The sequence below is a fragment of the Fusibacillus kribbianus genome (genome assembly GCF_030053595.1).
Lineage (GTDB): Bacteria > Bacillota > Clostridia > Lachnospirales > Lachnospiraceae > Lientehia > Lientehia kribbiana.
Map to the genome: position 1 here is coordinate 46,393 of NZ_JASGBQ010000003.1, position 17,619 is coordinate 64,011.

Here is a 17,619-nt window from a genome sequence, read left to right on the forward strand (position 1 = left end):
AATATCCCTCCCACATCTAAATTACATCGTTCAATTAGTCCTCAACTTTAATTCCCATGCTGCGGGCGGTGCCTGCGATCATGCTCATAGCTGCCTCAACGGAAGCTGCATTTAAATCGGGCATCTTAAGCTCAGCGATCTCCTGGATCTTAGCCTTGGAAATGGTTGCAACCTTATTCTTGTTGGGAACGCCGGAACCGGACTTGATATTGCATGCCTTTTTAAGAAGAACAGCTGCAGGCGGAGTCTTGGTTACGAAGCTGAAGCTTCTGTCCGCATATACAGTGATGACAACGGGGATGATCAGATCACCCTTGTCTGCTGTTCTGGCATTGAATTCCTTTGTAAACTGAACAATGTTCACACCGTGCTGACCCAGTGCAGGACCAACCGGCGGAGCGGGTGTTGCCTTACCAGCAGGAATCTGTAATTTAATATAACCTGTTACTTTCTTTGCCATTTTAGGCACCTCCTAAATACTTGTGGTAACGGACGGGATTCCGTCCCAAATAACGGCTTAACGCCTCCCACGCGCTGTCCCGGAAGCTCACCAGCCCCGGACAGACGTTTCAGTTACATCTTCTTGACTTCTGTGAAATTCAGTTCCACCGGAGTTTCCCGGCCGAACATGTCTACATTGATGGTGACACTCTGCTTGCTCTCGTTGATTCCCTTGATGTTGCCCACGGTGCCTTCCCAGGCGCCGGAGATCACAGTCACCGCATCTCCAAGCTCGAAATCAAGAGCGACCTCGCTGCTCTGGATGCCAAGAGGACACATTTCCTCATCGGAAAGGGGCACGGGCTTGGATCCCGGTCCCACAAAGCCGGTCACGCCTCTGGTGTTTCTCACGACATACCAGGTTTCGTCATTCATAACCATGTTGATGAGGACATAGCCGGGAAACATTTTCTTCTGAACCTGTTTCTTCACGCCATTCTTGACCTCTACGACGTCCTGCATCGGCACGGTTACTTCCAGGATCTGATCATGCAGGTTGCGGTTTTCTATTGTTTTCTCAATATCGACTTTGACCTTGTTCTCATAACCGGAATAAGTATGAACTACATACCAATTGGCTTCTGACATATCATCACCCTATCCTTATATCACGAAATTAATGCCGAATTTAATCACCAAATCCAACAATGCAATAATTGCACCAAGAAATACCGTTGTCAGTACTACTGCGATGGTCTGTCTTGTGAAAGACTTCTTGTCCGGCCAGATAATTTTCTTAAATTCTGCCTTCAAGCTTTTGAATAAGCTTTTTTTCTTCTTTGCGCTTTCTTCCATGTCCTTCTCGCTTTCCTGCCGCAGGTCCCTGTTATTTGGTTTCCTTATGCAATGTGTGTGTCTTGCAGAATCTGCAATACTTCTTTGTTTCCATTCTCTCAGGATGTGCTTTCTTATCCTTCGTCATGTTGTAATTCCGCTGCTTGCATTCCGTACATGCCAATGTAATCCTTACACGCACAACTTCCACCTCCGTTATTATTTTTGTAATTCGGGCCAAAAAAAAAGAGCCCTTCGCTTCCATACGCCCATCTACTATACCATAAAAATGACGGCACGTCAAGCCTGAGCGGGCAAAAACTGTGAGTTCCATCATGATATCCCGTACAGACAGGCAAAACTGATGCCGTCTGTACAGGATAACAGCTGTAAGAGTTTCAATTTTTCTAAATCTGAGGAAACATGGCTGTCGCAATGGAAAAATAAATGAGAATTGCGGCCGCGTCCACACAGGTAGTGATGAGCGGCGCCGCCATCAGGGCTGGATCCAGCTTACAGCGCTTGGCCAGCATAGGCAGGCTGCAGCCAATCAGCTCCGCCAGAGTCACCGTGCAGACCAGAGTCAGGCCAATGAGGAAGGCCAGCCTGAGATCCTGTCCGTACTGAATGTAAATGCGGATACCGTTGACAACGGCCAGCGTCGAACTGACGACCGCTGCCACCCGTACCTCTTTCCAGATCACCTTCAGTGCATCCCGAAGGTGAATATCATCAATGGCCATTCCGCGGATGATCAGAGCCGAGCTCTGGGAGCCGCAGTTGCCGCTGGTATCCATCAGCATCGGAATAAAGGAGACCAGCACGGGGAGCGCCGAAAAGGCCGCTTCGTACTTACTGATGATCATGCCCGTAAAGGTCGCCGAAAGCATCAGCACCAGAAGCCAGGGAATCCGGTTCCTCGCATGGCGGAATACGGAGGTTCCGAAATAGGAATCCTCACTGGGAGCCACAGCAGCCATCAGGGTAATATCCTCTGTGGCCTCGTCTTCCATGACCTCCATAGCGTCGTCAACCGTGACGATTCCCACCATGCAGCCCTCCTTGTCCACCACCGGAAGGGCAATAAGTCCGTATTTACGTACCAGGTGGGCAGCCGTCTCCTGGTCATCATGGGTATTGACGGTGATGATGTTGGACTCCATGATCTCTTCCACCGTCTTTCTCTCATCGGAGATCAGCAGAGATTTTGCCGTCACGATCCCAATAAGCTTTTTATTCTGAATCACATAACAGGTGTAGATCGTCTCGCTGTCGATGCCGACACGGCGGATCTTCTCCAGAGACGCCTTCACTGTCATGGAGGGCTTGAGATCCACATACTCCACCGTCATAATGCTGCCGACGCTGTCGTCCGGGTAGCTTAAAATCTGATTGAGCTGCCGCCTCGTCTCCGCATCTGTGTTGGAGAGAATCCGTTCCACCACATTTGCCGGCATCTCCTCCAGAAGGTCGGCGGTATCGTCCAGGAACATGTCGTCCAGAACCGCCCGCAGCTCCCGCTCCGTAAGTGCCTCCACCAGGATCTGCTGTTCTCTCGGTTCCATACAGCTGAAGGTCTCAGCTGCCTCTTCCTTGCCGATCAGTCGGAAAGCCATGATCATCTGCCGCTCCGGCAATTCTTCCAGAAGCTCAGCCAGATCGACCACATTCACATCGGCAAAGGATTCTTTGATTTTCTTATACTGCTTCTCTGCCAGAAGCTCACAAATCTCTTTTGCTGTCATATTCTGCCTCCTTTTCGCAGTTTGCCCAATTAACCGCAGTGCAAACAAACCATGAGACAGAAAGGCCTGTATCTATCACAAAAGCATGGTGAATCTATGGGCCTTCTCTGTCCTGCTTTGTCGGTAACTACCGTCCGAATCCATAAATCCACCACCTTTTCTGAATATTTCTTTTTCAAGAAAAAAGGCATGTCAGTGACAGGTATGACATGCCTTTTCGCTTATTACTTTTATACTATATTTTTCTTTTCCTTGTCAACCAGATTATGTGTAAAATTACTCGTCCATATCCACGGTCACCTTATCCAGATGCCAGATATCATCCACGTACTGCTGGATGGTTCTGTCGGAGGTGAACTTGCCGGAGCAGGCCACATTCATGATTGCTGCCTTTGCCCACCATTTCTCATCCCGGTATGCCGCATCCACCCGCTTCTGAGCCTCTGCGTAGGAACGGAAATCCTTCAGATTGAAGTAGGTATCCGCCTTGCTGGTGCTCAGGGTGTTGAGCAGGGAATTGTAGAGGTCACGGAACAGCTCTGTATTGTTGGGTGCGTAATAACCGTTGATGAGCTGCATCAGTACCCGGCGGATATCCTGGTCGTTGTTGAAGATATCCATGGGATTGTAGCCGCCGTTGGTCTCGTAATTGATGACCTCATCGGAGGACATGCCGAAAATGAATGCATTCTCTTTTCCAACCTCTTCCACGATCTCCACATTGGCACCGTCCATGGTTCCGAGGGTCAGAGCACCGTTCAGCATGAACTTCATATTGCCGGTACCGGAGGCTTCCTTGCTGGCCGTGGAGATCTGTTCGCTGACATCGGCAGCTGCAAAGATCCACTCCGCGTTGGATACCCGGTAATCCTCAATGAATACCACCTTGATTTTACCCTTGATGGACTTGTCGTTGTTGATCACATCAGCCACAGAGTTGATCAGCTTGATGGTCAGCTTTGCGATCTTGTAGCCGGCAGCAGCCTTGGCACCGAAGATAAAGGTTCTGGGAACCATATCCATCTCCGGATTATCCTTTAACTGATTGTACAGATACATCACATGAAGGATGTTGAGAAGCTGTCTCTTGTATTCGTGGAGACGCTTTACCTGTACATCAAAGATGGAGCGGGGATCCACATCGATGCCGTTGTGCTCCTTGATGTATTTTGCCAGACGAATCTTGTTCTGATACTTAATATTCATGAACTCCTGCTGACATTTCTCATCGTCGGCATAAATCGCCAGCTTCTTGATATGGGGCAGGTCGGTGATCCACTCATCGCCAATCTTATCGGTCACCCAGTTGGCCAGAAGCTCATTGCCGTGAAGCAGGAATCTTCTCTGGGTAATACCGTTCGTCTTGTTGTTGAACTTCTCCGGTGTCATCTCATAGAAGTCCTTGAGAACCTTCTTTTTAAGAATCTCCGTATGAAGCTCTGCCACACCGTTAACAGAGAAGCTGCCTGCGATGGCCAGATGCGCCATCTTCACCTGACCGTCATAGATGATGGCCATGCTTCTCACCTTATTCTCATCCCCGGGATAAGTACGGCGGATCTGCTCCACAAAGCGGCGGTTGATCTCCTCCACGATCTGATAAATACGGGGAAGGAGTCTGGAGAACAGCTCCAGAGGCCATTTTTCAAGTGCCTCAGCCATAATGGTATGGTTGGTGTAGGCGCAGGTTCTGGTGGTGATATCCCAGGCGTCATCCCACTCCAGGCCTTCCTCGTCGAGAAGGATCCTCATAAGCTCAGGAACTGCCACCGTAGGATGAGTGTCATTCATCTGGAACACAACCTTCTCCGGCAGCATATGAATGTCATCATGAAGAGATTTGAATTTCTTGATGGCACGCTGCACGCTGGCGGAAATGAAGAAATACTGCTGCTTCAGACGAAGCTCCTTGCCTGCATAATGATTGTCGTTGGGATAAAGAACCTCGACAATATTCTTTGCGAGATTCTCCTGCTCAACGGCATTGCGGTAATCGCCCTTGTCAAAGGAATCCAGATTGAAGGTGTTGATGGGCTCTGCATCCCAGATCATCAGGGTATTCACCACATTGTTGCCGTAACCTACAATGGGCATGTCGTAGGGCACAGCGCGGACAGACTGATAACCGTCCTGAATGAAATGGTTCCGTCCGTCTCTCCACTCTGTACGGACGTAGCCTCCGAATTTCACTTCAAAGGCATACTCGTCACGGCGGATCTCAAAGGGATACCCGTCGCGCAGCCAGTCATCTGGAGCCTCGATCTGATAGCCGTCCTGAATCTTCTGCTTGAACATGCCGTATTTGTAGCGGATACCGCAGCCATAAGCCGGATATCCCAGCGTTGCCAGAGAATCCAGGAAGCAGGCAGCCAGACGTCCCAGACCGCCGTTTCCAAGGGCAGGATCTCTCTCCTGATCCTCGATCACATTCAGATCAAAGCCAAGCTCGTCGAGAGCCTCGCGGATTCCGTCTCTGGAACGGATGTTGATGATGTTGTTTCCGAGAGCACGGCCCATCAGAAATTCCATGGACATATAATACAGGGTCTTTACATCCTGCTTCTCGTATTCCTTATGAGTTGCGATCCATTCGTCGATGATAACATCCTTCACTGCATAGGATACAGCCTGGAACACCTGCTTGGGTGTTGCCTCGCTGATGGTTTTGCGGAACAGATTCTTCACGTTGGCGCAGACTTCCTGCTTAAACTGTTCTTTATTAAACTGGTAACTGGACATAATTCCCTCCTGTTTGGCATTTTGCTCACCCAATATTTAAGGAACGGCCCCCCAGCCGATCATTCCTTTACACGGTTACCTTTTCAACACCAAGCATAACATGTTCACCGTTAATATTCCAGTCCTTTTCATATCCGGTGATTTTTCCGATGAAAATTTCCTCAGCCAGGACCTCGCTCTTGATCTCATCCGTATGCTTCTTTAAGATCTCTGCGATGGCATCATTTTCATCCTGATACAAATTGATATGATCCATAACCTCGAATCCGGCCTCTTTACGCATGGTCTGCACTTTACTGATGATCTCGCGGACAAAGCCCTCCTCCAGAAGCTCCGGAGTCAGGTTGGTATCCAGAACCACCGTCACTTCCTTGTCTGCTTCTGTCACATAGCCCTCCTTCCGGACCATATCAATGAGCAGATCCTCCTCTGTGAGGGATACCTCCGTTCCAGCCAGGGACATGGTCAGTACGCCCTTCGTGCGAAGCTCATCCATGGCGGCATTGCCGTCCAGCTCAGAAAGCGCCTGCTTGATCTGGCCGAGGAGCTTGCCGTATCTGGGACCTACCGTTCTCATCTGAGGCTTGAAGGTGTAGGTAGTAAATTCACGGACATCGTCGGTAAATACAGCCTCCTTCACATTCAGCTCATCCTCCACGATCTCCCGGTAAAACTCTGACAGCTCGAAGGGTGCCTTCACAAACATGCGGCCGATGGGCTGACGGTTCTTGATGTTGGCGGTATTTCTGCAGGCACGGCCCATAACGACCACTTTGAGAACATGCTCCATGTTCTCCTCAAGCTCCTTGTCAATGTGTGCCTCATCCACCGGCGGGAAATTACACAGATGGACACTTTCCGGCGCACTCTTGTCAATACTGCATACCAGATTCCGGTAGATGTCCTCCGTCATGAACGGAATCATGGGAGCTGCTGCCTTCGCGACGGTCACCAGAGCCGTATACAGGGTCATATAGGCGTTGATCTTATCCTGAGGCATACCCTTTGCCCAGAAACGCTCACGGCTTCTTCTCACATACCAGTTGGACAGATCATCCACGAACTCCTGAAGCGCCTTGGCCGCCTCGGGAATCCGGTAATTCTCCAGATTGTTGTCCACGCTTCCTACCATGGTGTTCATCTTGGAAAGGATCCATTTATCCATGACGGAAAGCTTTTCGTAATCCAAAGTATATTTGGTTGCGTCAAAATTATCAATATTCGCATAGAGCACGAAAAATGCATAGGTATTCCAAAGGGTACCCATGAACTTTCTCTGACCTTCCATAACAGCCTTGCCGTGGAAACGGTTGGGCAGCCAGGGCGCACTGTTGATATAGAAGTACCAGCGGATGGCATCTGCACCGTAGGTCTCCAGCGCCTCGAAGGGATCCACCGCGTTGCCCTTGGATTTGCTCATCTTCTGGCCGTTCTCATCCTGTACATGGCCAAGAACGATAACGTTTTCATAGGGCGCCTTGTTGAAGATCAGGGTCGAGATGGCGAGGAGGGAATAGAACCAGCCTCTTGTCTGATCCACTGCCTCGGAAATAAACTGAGCCGGGAACTGCTTTTCAAAAAGCTCCTGATTTTCAAACGGATAATGATGCTGAGCGAACGGCATCGCGCCGGAATCAAACCAGCAGTCGATCACCTCAGGCACCCGGTGCATCTGTTTTCCGCAGTGAGGGCAGGTGATGGTCACCTTGTCGATGAAGGGGCGGTGAAGCTCAATGTCATCGGGGCAGTTGGGGGACATGCTCTTTAACTCCTCAATGCTGCCGATGGCATGCTGATGGCCGCACTCACATTCCCAGATATTTAAGGGAGTACCCCAGTAACGGTTTCTGGAAAGACCCCAGTCCTGAACGTTTTCCAGCCAGTCACCGAACCGTCCCTTGCCGATGCTCTCCGGGATCCAGTTGATGGTGTTGTTGTTGCGGATCAGATCCTCCTTCACAGCAGTCATCTTGATGAACCAGGATTCACGGGCATAGTAGATCAGAGGGGTATCACAGCGCCAGCAGTGGGGATAGCTGTGCTCGAACTTGGGAGCATCGTAAAGAAGTCCCCGCTCATCCAGCCATACTAACACCTTCGGATCGGCATCCTTCACAAAAAGACCGGCAAAGGGAGTCTCCTCCGTCATGTTTCCTTTGCCGTCAACCAGCTGAACAAAAGGCATGTTGCCGTACTTCCGGCAGACTCTGGCATCGTCCTCACCAAAGGCAGGAGCAATGTGTACCACGCCGGTACCGTCTGTCAGGGTAACATAGGTGTCGCATACCACGAAAAATGCTTTCTTATGCTGCTTATCGGCCACCTGCTTTGCGCAGTCGAAAAGCGGTTCATATTCCTTATACTCCAGATCCTTGCCCATATAAGTCTCCAGGACCTCATAGGCAGGCTTTCCGTCCTGGGCCAGACGGCCGAGAACCGTATCAAGAAGAGCCGATGCCATGTAATAGGTATAACCGTCAGCCGCCTTTACCTTGGAATACTCCTCATTGGGGTTTACACAGAGGGCGATATTGGACGGCAGGGTCCAGGGAGTCGTCGTCCATGCCAGAATATAGGCGTCCTCATCCTTGACCTTAAACCGTACAACGGCAGAACGTTCCTTCACATCCTTGTAGCCCTGAGCCACCTCATGGCTGGAAAGAGGCGTACCGCAGCGGGGGCAGTAAGGAACGATCTTGAAGCCCTTGTAAAGGAGCCCTTTGTCCCAGATCTGTTTCAGAGCCCACCACTCGGACTCGATGAAATCATTGTGGTAGGTCACGTAGGGATTCTCCATATCAGCCCAGAAGCCGACCGTGGAGGAGAAATCCTCCCACATGCCCTTGTATTTCCAGACACTCTCCTTGCAGTGGGCAATGAATGGCTCCAGACCGTACTGCTCGATCTGCTCCTTGCCGTCCAGACCCAGCATCTTCTCCACTTCCAGCTCCACGGGAAGTCCGTGGGTATCCCATCCGGCCTTTCTGGGCACCATATAGCCCTTCATGGTACGGTAACGGGGAATCATATCCTTGATGACACGGGTCAGCACATGACCGATATGAGGCTTTCCGTTGGCAGTAGGCGGGCCGTCATAAAAGGTGTAGGTCTCACCCTTTTTCCGGTTGTCGATGCTCTTCTCGAAGATATGATTATCCTTCCAGAACTGCTCTACCTTCTTCTCCCGCTCTACAAAATTCAGATTCGTAGAAACTTTGTCGTACATGGTTTTCCTCCTGTTAAATAAGGTTTACATCCTCCTATATTTTCCCGCCGGAAAATATAAGAGGCTCCGTCCAGAAAAGGACGAAGCCGTTTGTCTTCGCAATACCACCTGTTCTGCATACGCTGCCTGCGCAGTTATATACGCTCCCGTTAACGGTGGATTCCGGCACAGCCTACAAAAACTGTCCTGCGTCCCATGTCTGGAACACCTGCAGCTTCTTCGGCCATGCAGCTCCGGAGTGATATTCGTGACAGTCCTACTCGTCCCGGCCTTTCACCGCCGCCGGGTCGCTGAACCTTTCCGACTGCCCTACTGTCTCCATCACAGCCTGTTGCATATCGCCCCTATTATAAATAGGGAAGAAAAAAATGTCAAGCCCCTGTTGAAATCCCGATTCCAAACCGGGCAAGTCCTTCCACAATGGATTCATAGCCGGTCACCTGCACCGTATGGAGTCCAAACTTCTCTGCAGCCGAAAGATTGTCCGGAAGGTCATCAAAAAACACCGCCGTTTCCGGTTCAATACCAAACCGGGAAATGAGTGCCTCATAGATTTCCGGCTCCGGTTTGATATGCTTCTCCTGATAGGAGATCACCTGCCCGTCCGTATGCTCCAGAAACCGGAAATGAGACAGCCGCTCTTCATAAAAGGTCTTTCCGTAATTGGAAAGAATATAGATCCGGTATCCCTGTTCCCGGAGGTCCTTCAGAAGTCCCGGCGCGTAGGGATATTCATTGACAGCCACAGCGGCTCCCCGGTAAACCCTCCGGATCAGCTCCTCAAAGCCGGGGGCATCCTTCACGATCTCGTCCAGAAGCTCGTCGTCGGGAACGCTCCCCCGGTCCACTTCCTTCCACATGGGGCTTCGGAAAAGTACCCGCTCCACAATGGCATCCTCCTCCGGCGGGAGCTGCCAGCTGTCCAGATAGCCTCTCCAGTCAAAGGCTGCAAGAACATTTCCAATATCAAATATCAGTGTATGTATCATTCGGTCCTCCTGTGAAAAAAGCGCCGGAATCCTCTCCGGCGCTCCTATAAAATCAGATAAGAGGCTTTCTCTCAATTATCTCGGTTCTTCCGGGGCCGTTGGATACCAGTGTGATCGGCACGCCCAGCTCCTTCTCGATCTCGTTGATGTAGTTTTTGCAGTTTTCCGGCAGCTCATCGTAATTCCGAATGCCGCGGATATTACATTTCCAACCGGGCAGCTTCTTATACACCGGCTTGCAGTACTCCAGCTTGGAGGTTACAGGGAAGTCCTTCATAACCTCGCCGTCAAGCTCATATCCCACACAGATCGGAATCTCATCCAGATAGCCGAGAACATCGAGGACAGTCAACGCTACCTCAGTCGCGCCCTGAACCCGGCAACCATAACGGCTTGCCACCGCATCAAACCAGCCCATTCTTCTGGGACGGCCTGTGGTCGCACCAAACTCTCCGCCGTCACCGCCGCGGTTTCTCAGCTCATCCGCCTCATCGCCGAAAATCTCGCTGACAAAGGCCCCTGCGCCCACTGCGCTGGAGTAAGCCTTTACGACAGTCGTAATATTCTTGATCTCATACGGAGGAATTCCCGCACCGATGGCACCATAGGCAGCCAGGGTGGAGGAGGAGGTCACCATAGGATAAATGCCATGGTCAGGATCCTTTAAGGAGCCCAGCTGACCTTCCAGGAGAATGTTCTTCCCTTCCTTCATTGCCTCATGCAGATAAGCGGAAACGTCACATACATAAGGCGCAACCATTTCCTTGTATTCCATCAGCGTTGCAAACACTTCCTCCGGAACAAGGGCCGGCTGATGGTAAAGATTGACCAGCATCACATTCTTCAGTGTGCAGACATTCTTCACCTTATCCATCAGTTCATCGGGGCAGCCGAAGAGCTCGCTGACCTGGAAACCGATCTTTGCATATTTATCGGAATAGAACGGCGCAATGCCGGATTTGGTGGAACCAAAGGATTTTCCTGCCAGACGCGCTTCCTCACAGGCATCCAGGAGCATATGATACGGCATCAGGATCTGCGCGCGATCGGACACAAGGATCCTGGGCGTCGGTACTCCCTTTGCCTCCAGCTCCCTGATCTCCTTAAGCAGATAAGGAATATTCAGAGCCACACCGTTGCCGATGATGCTGGTGGTATGGTTATAAAAAACACCGGAGGGAAGCAGATGCAGCGCAAACTTGCCATAATTGTTGATAATGGTGTGACCCGCATTGCTGCCACCCTGAAACCGGATAATAATATCGGATTTCTCGGCAAGCATATCCGTGATCTTGCCTTTTCCTTCATCGCCCCAGTTGGCGCCTACAATCGCTCTTACCATTCTTTCATCCTCCTAAATTATACGTTTATTTCCGCTTTGACACCCAAAAGCTCTTTATTCTCTTCCAGAATCGGATTTACCACCTCAGCAAGGAATTCCTCCACCTGTTCTTTGGAGCGGCCCACATAACGGGAAGGCTCCATGGTCTTCTTCAGTTCCTCGAGGCTCATATTGAAGGCCGGATCTGCGGCGATCAGCTCCAGCAGATTGTTGTCCTGGCCGTTTACCTTGACATTTTTGCCCGCTTCCATGGAGAGAGTACGGATTCTCTCGTGAAGCTCCTGGCGGTCCCCGCCGGCCTTCACCGCATCCATCATAATGTTTTCGGTGGCCATAAAGGGAAGCTCGGACATGAGCCGTTTTTCAATGACCTTGGGATAAACCACCAGACCGTCCACCACATTCAGGTAGAGATCCAGGATTCCGTCCACAGCCAGGAAGCCCTCCGGTATGCTGAGACGCTTGTTTGCGGAATCATCCAGGGTCCGCTCGAACCACTGGGTGGAAGCCACCAGCATGGGGTTCATGGCATCGGCCATCACGTAATCCGCCAGAGAAGCCATACGCTCGCTTCTCATGGGATTTCTCTTGTAAGCCATAGCCGAAGAACCGATCTGGCTCTTCTCGAAAGGCTCCTCCACCTCCTTTAAATGCTGAAGGAGACGGATGTCGTTGGAGAATTTATGGGCACTCTGGGCAATTCCCGCCAGCACGTTCAGCACCCGGCTGTCTACCTTTCTGGAGTAGGTCTGGCCGGACACGGCATAGCAGCCGGAAAAGCCCATCTTTTCTGCAATCTTTTTATCTACCAGCTTCACCTTCTCATGGTCGCCGTCAAACAGCTCCAGAAAGCTGGCCTGAGTACCGGTAGTTCCCTTGGAACCCAGGAGCTTCATGGTGCTCAGTACATAATCCACATCCTGCAGATCCAGAGTCAGATCCTGCAGCCACAGGGTCGCACGCTTGCCCACCGTAGTCGGCTGTGCCGGCTGAAAATGGGTAAAGGCCAAAGTCGGCTGTCCTTTGTACTTGTCTGCAAAGGCTGCCAGCTCATTGATCACATTGACCAGCTTCCTGCGTACCAGCTTAAGCGCCTCTGTCATGATGATAATATCGGTATTGTCACCCACATAGCAGGAGGTAGCTCCCAGATGGATGATTCCCTTGGCCTTCGGGCACTGAACGCCGTAGGCATATACATGAGACATGACATCGTGACGGACTTCCTTTTCTCTCTGCTTCGCCACCTCGTAATTGATATCATCCTTGTGAACCTTAAGCTCCTCGATCTGCTCCTCCGTGATGGGAAGTCCCAACTCGCGCTCAGTCTCTGCAAGGGCGATCCACAGTCTTCTCCAGGTCCGGAACTTCTTGTCCGGAGAAAAGATGTACTGCATCTCTTTGCTGGCGTAACGTTCTGATAAAGGGCTCTGGTATCTGTCGTACATAATGGTTTCCTTTCTGAAAAAATATTATTTCTGATATTCTCCGCGAATGTCCTCCCTGGGAGGCTCGATGGGATATTCTCCGCTGAAGCAGGCCGTACAAATGGGAAGTCCCTCCGCCATCTGAGGCAGTCTGTCAAGCCCCAGATATCCCAGGCTGTCTGCACCGATCTCCTGCCGGATCTCCTCCACGGTCCTTCCATGGGCAATGAGCTGATCCTCCGACGGGATATCCGTTCCGAAATAACAGGGATGAAGGAAGGGCGGCGCCGAAATGCGCACATGAACCTCTTTTGCCCCGGCTTCTCTCAGCATATTTACGATCCTGCCGCAGGTCGTTCCCCGGACAATGGAATCGTCGACCATGATGATCCGTTTTCCCGCCACAGACTCCTTGAGCACATTCAGCTTCACCTGAACGCTGGACTCCCGGCTCTTCTGCTTGGGCTTAATGAAGGTTCGTCCCACATAGCTGTTTTTCACAAAGGCCGTTCCGTATGGAATGCCGGACTCCTGAGCATAGCCCTGGGCCGCTGCATTTCCGGATTCCGGAACGCCGACCACCAGATCCGCCTCCACCGGATGATCCTTGGCCAGAAAACGTCCGGCCGCCAGTCTGGCGTGGTAAACGCTGACTCCGTCAATTCTGGTATCGGGCCTTGCGAAATAAATATATTCAAAAATACATCTTGCTTCTTTTTCCGGCGGCAGGCACAGACTGGTGTCTGATTTTATGCCGTCTCTCGTAATGCTGACGATCTCTCCGGGCCGCACATCCCGTACAAACTCCGCTCCCACCGTATCGAGAGCGCAGGATTCGGAGGAAAGAATGTAAGCATTGTCCCGCTTTCCGATGCAGAGCGGCTTGAAACCAAAGGGATCGCGGGCTCCGATCAGCTTTCTCGGGCTCATGATGACCAGTGAATAGGCACCGACCAGCTTTCTCATGGCTCTGCCTACTGCTTCCTCCACGGTCTTTGATTTTACGCGGGCTCTCGCAATGTGATAAGCGATCACCTCTGTGTCAATGGTCGTCTGAAAAATCGCGCCGTCATATTCCAGCTCCCGGCGAAGCTCCGGTGCGTTGACCAGATTGCCGTTGTGGGCCAGGGCCAGTGTTCCCTTGATATAATTGAGTACCAGAGGCTGTGCGTTTTCTCTGGTGCTGGCTCCCGCTGTGGAATAACGGACATGTCCCACGCCGATGTCTCCGGGGCTCAGCCGCTCCAGATGCTCCGGCGTAAAGACCTCATTGGTAAGTCCCATGCCCTTGTGGACCAGGACTTTTCCCTTGGGTCCCTCTGTATCGCTGACTGCAATGCCGCAGCTTTCCTGTCCGCGGTGCTGCAGAGCCAGAAGGCCGTAATAAATCGTAGGTGCAACGTCGTGTCTGTCAAAATCATAGACGCCGAACACACCGCATTCTTCATGAATACGGTCGAAATCCTCAAATGTCTCATAAGGCTGCTTGTTCATAAAGTCATCCTCTCCCTGGGTGCTGTCACAGATTTCCTACAAATTTCCATATTCAAAAAAAGCCCATTAACGTCTAAATTATAATATAAGGCCATAGATAACGCAACTGCAAAATTCACCAAAAAAGCGAAAAAACAGCAGAAAACAGCCGCATCTTCCATAAAGATACGGCTGCACCTCTTATACCAGTCTTTTCATGGAGCCTTTCACCGGGTCATATCCTGCACGCCCCGGCTGATATCGGTTCCCACATCATCAATGGCCTTGCTCACATCATTACCCAGATCATTTAAAACACCGTCCCCGTTTCCATTGGCTCCGTTGGTGCCGTTTGTGCCGTTGGTGCCGTTGGTTCCATTAGTTCCGTTTCCGTCACTGGTGCCGTTGATGTTGTTTCCGTCGGTACCGATCATTCCGTTTTCTCCATCGGTCCCGAGGGTTCCATTCTGGGTTCCGTTCTGATTTCCGTTCTGTCCGTTGTTCTTATCGGGCGTTCCGGTTCCGTTTTCACTGCTGCCGGACTCATGAGTCTCCGCACCGTTGCTGGTTCCGTCGTTTGATTTGTTTCCGAAACCGCATCCGGCGAAAAGGCAGACCGTCAGGAAAAGCATTGCCATCACTGTCATAAATCTTCTTTTCTTCATTGCTTTCTCTCCTTCTTACGCATGTTCTATCGTTACTTTGCGCAGAAAGCAGGAAAGCTATGCTGGAAATTTCCGGATTTTTTTAATCCGGTCAGAAAAATCTCCGAAGGCCGCTCTCAGCCGATCACGTCGCTCATATCATAGAATCCGGCAGGCTTTCCCGCCAGGAACTTGGCCGCCTCAATGGCGCCCTTTGCAAATACGGCCTTGGAATAGGCGGTGTGCTTGAACTCAATGACCTCATCGGTGCCCGCAAAGATCACCTCATGCTCGCCGACGATATTGCCTCCGCGGACAGCGCTGATGCCGATCTCTGTTTTGGACCGTTTTGCCCGCTCCTGGGAACGGTCATATTTGTAGCTGTAGGCATTGTCCAGAGCCTCATTCATGGAGTCTGCCAGCGCCAGCGCCGTTCCGCTGGGTGCATCCACCTTCTGATTGTGGTGACGCTCCACGATCTCCATGTCAAAGCCGGCAGGGGCCAGCGTCAGGGCTGCCTCCTTCAGAAGCTTGAGAAGCATATTGATGCCCAGAGACATGTTTGCCGATTTGAGGACTGCCACGTAGGCAGATGCCTCCCGGATCCTTCCCACCTGCTCCTCAGAAAGCCCGGTGGTACATACCACCACCGGAATCCGTTTTTTCACACTGTATTCGATGAGCCCGTCAATGGCCTTTGCCGAGCAGAAATCAATGATAACGTCCGCTTCCACATCACAGGCCTCCAGGGATGAGAACACCGGATAGGTATTCTTGATATGGTCTGACAAATCAATTCCGGCCACGATCTCAATCTCTTCATCTGCAGCTGCAAGACCGGTGATCACCTGACCCATATGACCGTTGCAGCCGTGCATAATCGCTCGTATCATAGTAAAATCCTCCGTTAAAAGATGCTGTACCATTTATGCCAGCGCAATACCATAATCCGTCATGGCCTTCCTGAGTTTCTCCACATGGTCCGGTTCCATCGGGGACAGAGGTCCGCGAAGGGGACCGCACTCCTTGCCGAGAAGATTCATGGCTGTCTTTACCGGAATGGGATTTACCTCACAGAAGAGGGCATCGATGAGAGGAAGGGCCTCCAGCTGAAGTCTTCTGCTCTCTGCAACATTTCCTTCAAGGAAGCTCATGACCATATCGTGAGTCTTCTCAGGCGCCACATTGGAAAGCACCGAGATCACGCCGATTCCGCCCAGGGAAAGGATGGGAACCACCTGATCGTCATTGCCGGAATAAATATCGATGCAGCCGTCAGCCAGCTGAGCCAGCTTTGCGACCTGGGAAATATTTCCGCTGGCTTCCTTGATCCCAACAATATTGGGAACATTTTTCGCCAGATACACAGCCGTCTCAGGAAGAATATTGCAGCCGGTACGGCTGGGTACATTATACAGGATGATGGGAAGCTTCACCGACTCAGCCACTGCAGTGAAGTGAGCGATCAGACCCTTCTGGGTCGCCTTATTATAATAGGGAGTCACCTGAAGGAGTGCATCCGCTCCCAGCTTCTCCGCCTCCACGGAAAGATAAACTGCCGTCTCCGTACTGTTGGAGCCTGTTCCTGCGATCACAGGGATCCGTCCGTTTACTACCTTCACCGCATGACCGATCACATCCAGATGTTCCTCATGGCTTAAGGTAGAAGCCTCGCCGGTCGTTCCGCAGATGATAATGCTGTCGGTTCCGGCCGCGATCTGCTCTTCCAGAAGCTCTGTCAGCTTATCATAGTTTACCGTTCCATCCTCGAAAAACGGAGTGACGATCGCCACGCCAGCGCCTTTAAATACTGCCATTTCTTTTCCTCCTTTAAATTCCGTGACAACCAAAATAGAGCTGACCGGAAGCCAGCTCTTTAAATTCAATGACGGCATTTCAAATATGCATGCCGAAAAATCCTTTAAGTAGCGCTCCATCCGGTTGGATGACAGTCATATGATTCTTCACCATATGCCCAGGAACTCCTATCCAGGCTATTTGTTCCTTCGGCGTCCTCCCCTTTCCTCCGGCCTCCCCTATGCCTGTACATATCCGCCGGGATACTGATGAAAAACGCAACCTCTACATTGGTTATTCAGTTCTTTTGCTTTGGACATCATAGCACTACTTCTTTCCGTTGTCAACCGGAAGTCTAAAAAACCCGCTTTCCGGGCTGAAAAACAGAACGCGCGCGCATCAGACGCCCTTGATATCCACCGTATCGATGCGGGATATCTTATCCACACATCCGTTTAACTCCTCCGGAAATACGATCCCCGTCATAATGATATCCACATCCTCGTCCCTGGCCTCCATAAGCTTCTGGATATCGGAGGGCTCGATGATGCCGTAATCCAACAGACCCAGGATCTCATCCAGGATCAGCACATCGCAGTCACGTGTGGACAGCACCTTCTTGGCAAAATTTACGCCATTGCGCATATTGACCGCTTCCTCCTGTTTCTCCTCGTCACTGAGCTCACAGTACGGTCTCTCTGACTTTTCAAATGAGAACACCTTGATCTCCGGCTCCAGCCGTCTTCCTATCTCAGTTTCCTCATTTTTCCCCTTCAGGAACTGGATCACAACAATATTTTTATTGCTTCCGGCAGCCTTCACCGCCAATCCGAGCGCACAGGCGCTTTTCCCTCTGCCCTCGCCGCACAATACCTGAACAATTCCTTTTTTCATGGCGCACCCCCAGGTTCTACCACTGTATTTCCTGTTATTTTACCACTGTTTCCCAAATAATGCAACTT

The 17,619-nt window shown here is 51.1% G+C and carries 15 protein-coding genes and 1 riboswitch; all 15 genes read right to left on the reverse strand.

Annotation, left to right across the window (positions count from 1 at the left end):
• Window positions 1-34: 34 nt before the first annotated feature.
• Window positions 35-460: a 50S ribosomal protein L11 gene (gene rplK, locus QJ036_RS03255; RefSeq protein WP_283230006.1), complete on the reverse strand. Its 426-nt coding sequence runs from the start codon at window positions 458-460 to the stop codon at window positions 35-37.
• A gap of 113 nt (window positions 461-573) precedes the next feature.
• Window positions 574-1,089, reverse strand: a complete 516-nt coding sequence (gene nusG / locus QJ036_RS03260) for a transcription termination/antitermination protein NusG (RefSeq protein WP_283230007.1) — start codon at window positions 1,087-1,089, stop codon at window positions 574-576.
• Window positions 1,090-1,104: 15 nt separating this feature from the next.
• On the reverse strand, window positions 1,105-1,296 hold the full coding sequence (gene secE, locus QJ036_RS03265) for a preprotein translocase subunit SecE (protein ID WP_283230008.1): 192 nt from the start codon (window positions 1,294-1,296) through the stop codon (window positions 1,105-1,107).
• 31 nt (window positions 1,297-1,327) lie between these two features.
• Window positions 1,328-1,477 carry a 50S ribosomal protein L33 gene (gene rpmG / locus QJ036_RS03270; protein WP_283230009.1) on the reverse strand — a complete coding sequence of 50 codons (150 nt, stop codon included), beginning with the start codon at window positions 1,475-1,477 and terminating at the stop codon, window positions 1,328-1,330.
• 205 nt (window positions 1,478-1,682) lie between these two features.
• Window positions 1,683-3,020 (reverse strand): magnesium transporter, encoded by a 1,338-nt coding sequence (gene mgtE / locus QJ036_RS03275; RefSeq protein WP_283230010.1) that lies wholly within the window; start codon window positions 3,018-3,020, stop codon window positions 1,683-1,685.
• 276 nt (window positions 3,021-3,296) lie between these two features.
• Window positions 3,297-5,759, reverse strand: a complete 2,463-nt coding sequence (locus tag QJ036_RS03280) for a glycogen/starch/alpha-glucan phosphorylase (RefSeq protein ID WP_283230011.1) — start codon at window positions 5,757-5,759, stop codon at window positions 3,297-3,299.
• A gap of 67 nt (window positions 5,760-5,826) precedes the next feature.
• A complete protein-coding gene (ileS, locus tag QJ036_RS03285; RefSeq protein ID WP_283230012.1) occupies window positions 5,827-8,985 on the reverse strand; it encodes an isoleucine--tRNA ligase in 3,159 nt (1,052 codons plus the stop codon).
• Window positions 8,986-9,356: 371 nt separating this feature from the next.
• The gene (locus QJ036_RS03290; RefSeq protein ID WP_283230013.1) at window positions 9,357-9,974 is read right to left on the reverse strand and encodes an HAD family hydrolase; all 618 of its coding nucleotides are present in this window, start codon (window positions 9,972-9,974) and stop codon (window positions 9,357-9,359) included.
• A gap of 52 nt (window positions 9,975-10,026) precedes the next feature.
• Window positions 10,027-11,316 carry an adenylosuccinate synthase gene (locus tag QJ036_RS03295; protein ID WP_283230014.1) on the reverse strand — a complete coding sequence of 430 codons (1,290 nt, stop codon included), beginning with the start codon at window positions 11,314-11,316 and terminating at the stop codon, window positions 10,027-10,029.
• Window positions 11,317-11,333: 17 nt separating this feature from the next.
• On the reverse strand, window positions 11,334-12,764 hold the full coding sequence (purB, locus tag QJ036_RS03300) for an adenylosuccinate lyase (protein ID WP_283230015.1): 1,431 nt from the start codon (window positions 12,762-12,764) through the stop codon (window positions 11,334-11,336).
• 24 nt (window positions 12,765-12,788) lie between these two features.
• Complete coding sequence (purF, locus tag QJ036_RS03305; RefSeq protein WP_283230016.1) at window positions 12,789-14,237, reverse strand: amidophosphoribosyltransferase; 1,449 nt, start codon at window positions 14,235-14,237, stop codon at window positions 12,789-12,791.
• Between the two features lie 206 nt (window positions 14,238-14,443).
• A complete protein-coding gene (locus QJ036_RS03310; protein ID WP_283230017.1) occupies window positions 14,444-14,881 on the reverse strand; it encodes a hypothetical protein in 438 nt (145 codons plus the stop codon).
• Window positions 14,882-14,997: 116 nt separating this feature from the next.
• Window positions 14,998-15,753: a 4-hydroxy-tetrahydrodipicolinate reductase gene (gene dapB, locus QJ036_RS03315; RefSeq protein WP_283230018.1), complete on the reverse strand. Its 756-nt coding sequence runs from the start codon at window positions 15,751-15,753 to the stop codon at window positions 14,998-15,000.
• 33 nt (window positions 15,754-15,786) lie between these two features.
• The gene (gene dapA / locus QJ036_RS03320; RefSeq protein WP_283230019.1) at window positions 15,787-16,677 is read right to left on the reverse strand and encodes a 4-hydroxy-tetrahydrodipicolinate synthase; all 891 of its coding nucleotides are present in this window, start codon (window positions 16,675-16,677) and stop codon (window positions 15,787-15,789) included.
• 101 nt (window positions 16,678-16,778) lie between these two features.
• Window positions 16,779-16,953: riboswitch (Lysine riboswitch) on the reverse strand.
• A 103-nt stretch (window positions 16,954-17,056) separates the two neighbouring features.
• Window positions 17,057-17,551, reverse strand: coding sequence for a cob(I)yrinic acid a,c-diamide adenosyltransferase (locus QJ036_RS03325; protein WP_283230020.1), 495 nt, complete (start codon window positions 17,549-17,551; stop codon window positions 17,057-17,059).
• Window positions 17,552-17,619: the final 68 nt, after the last annotated feature.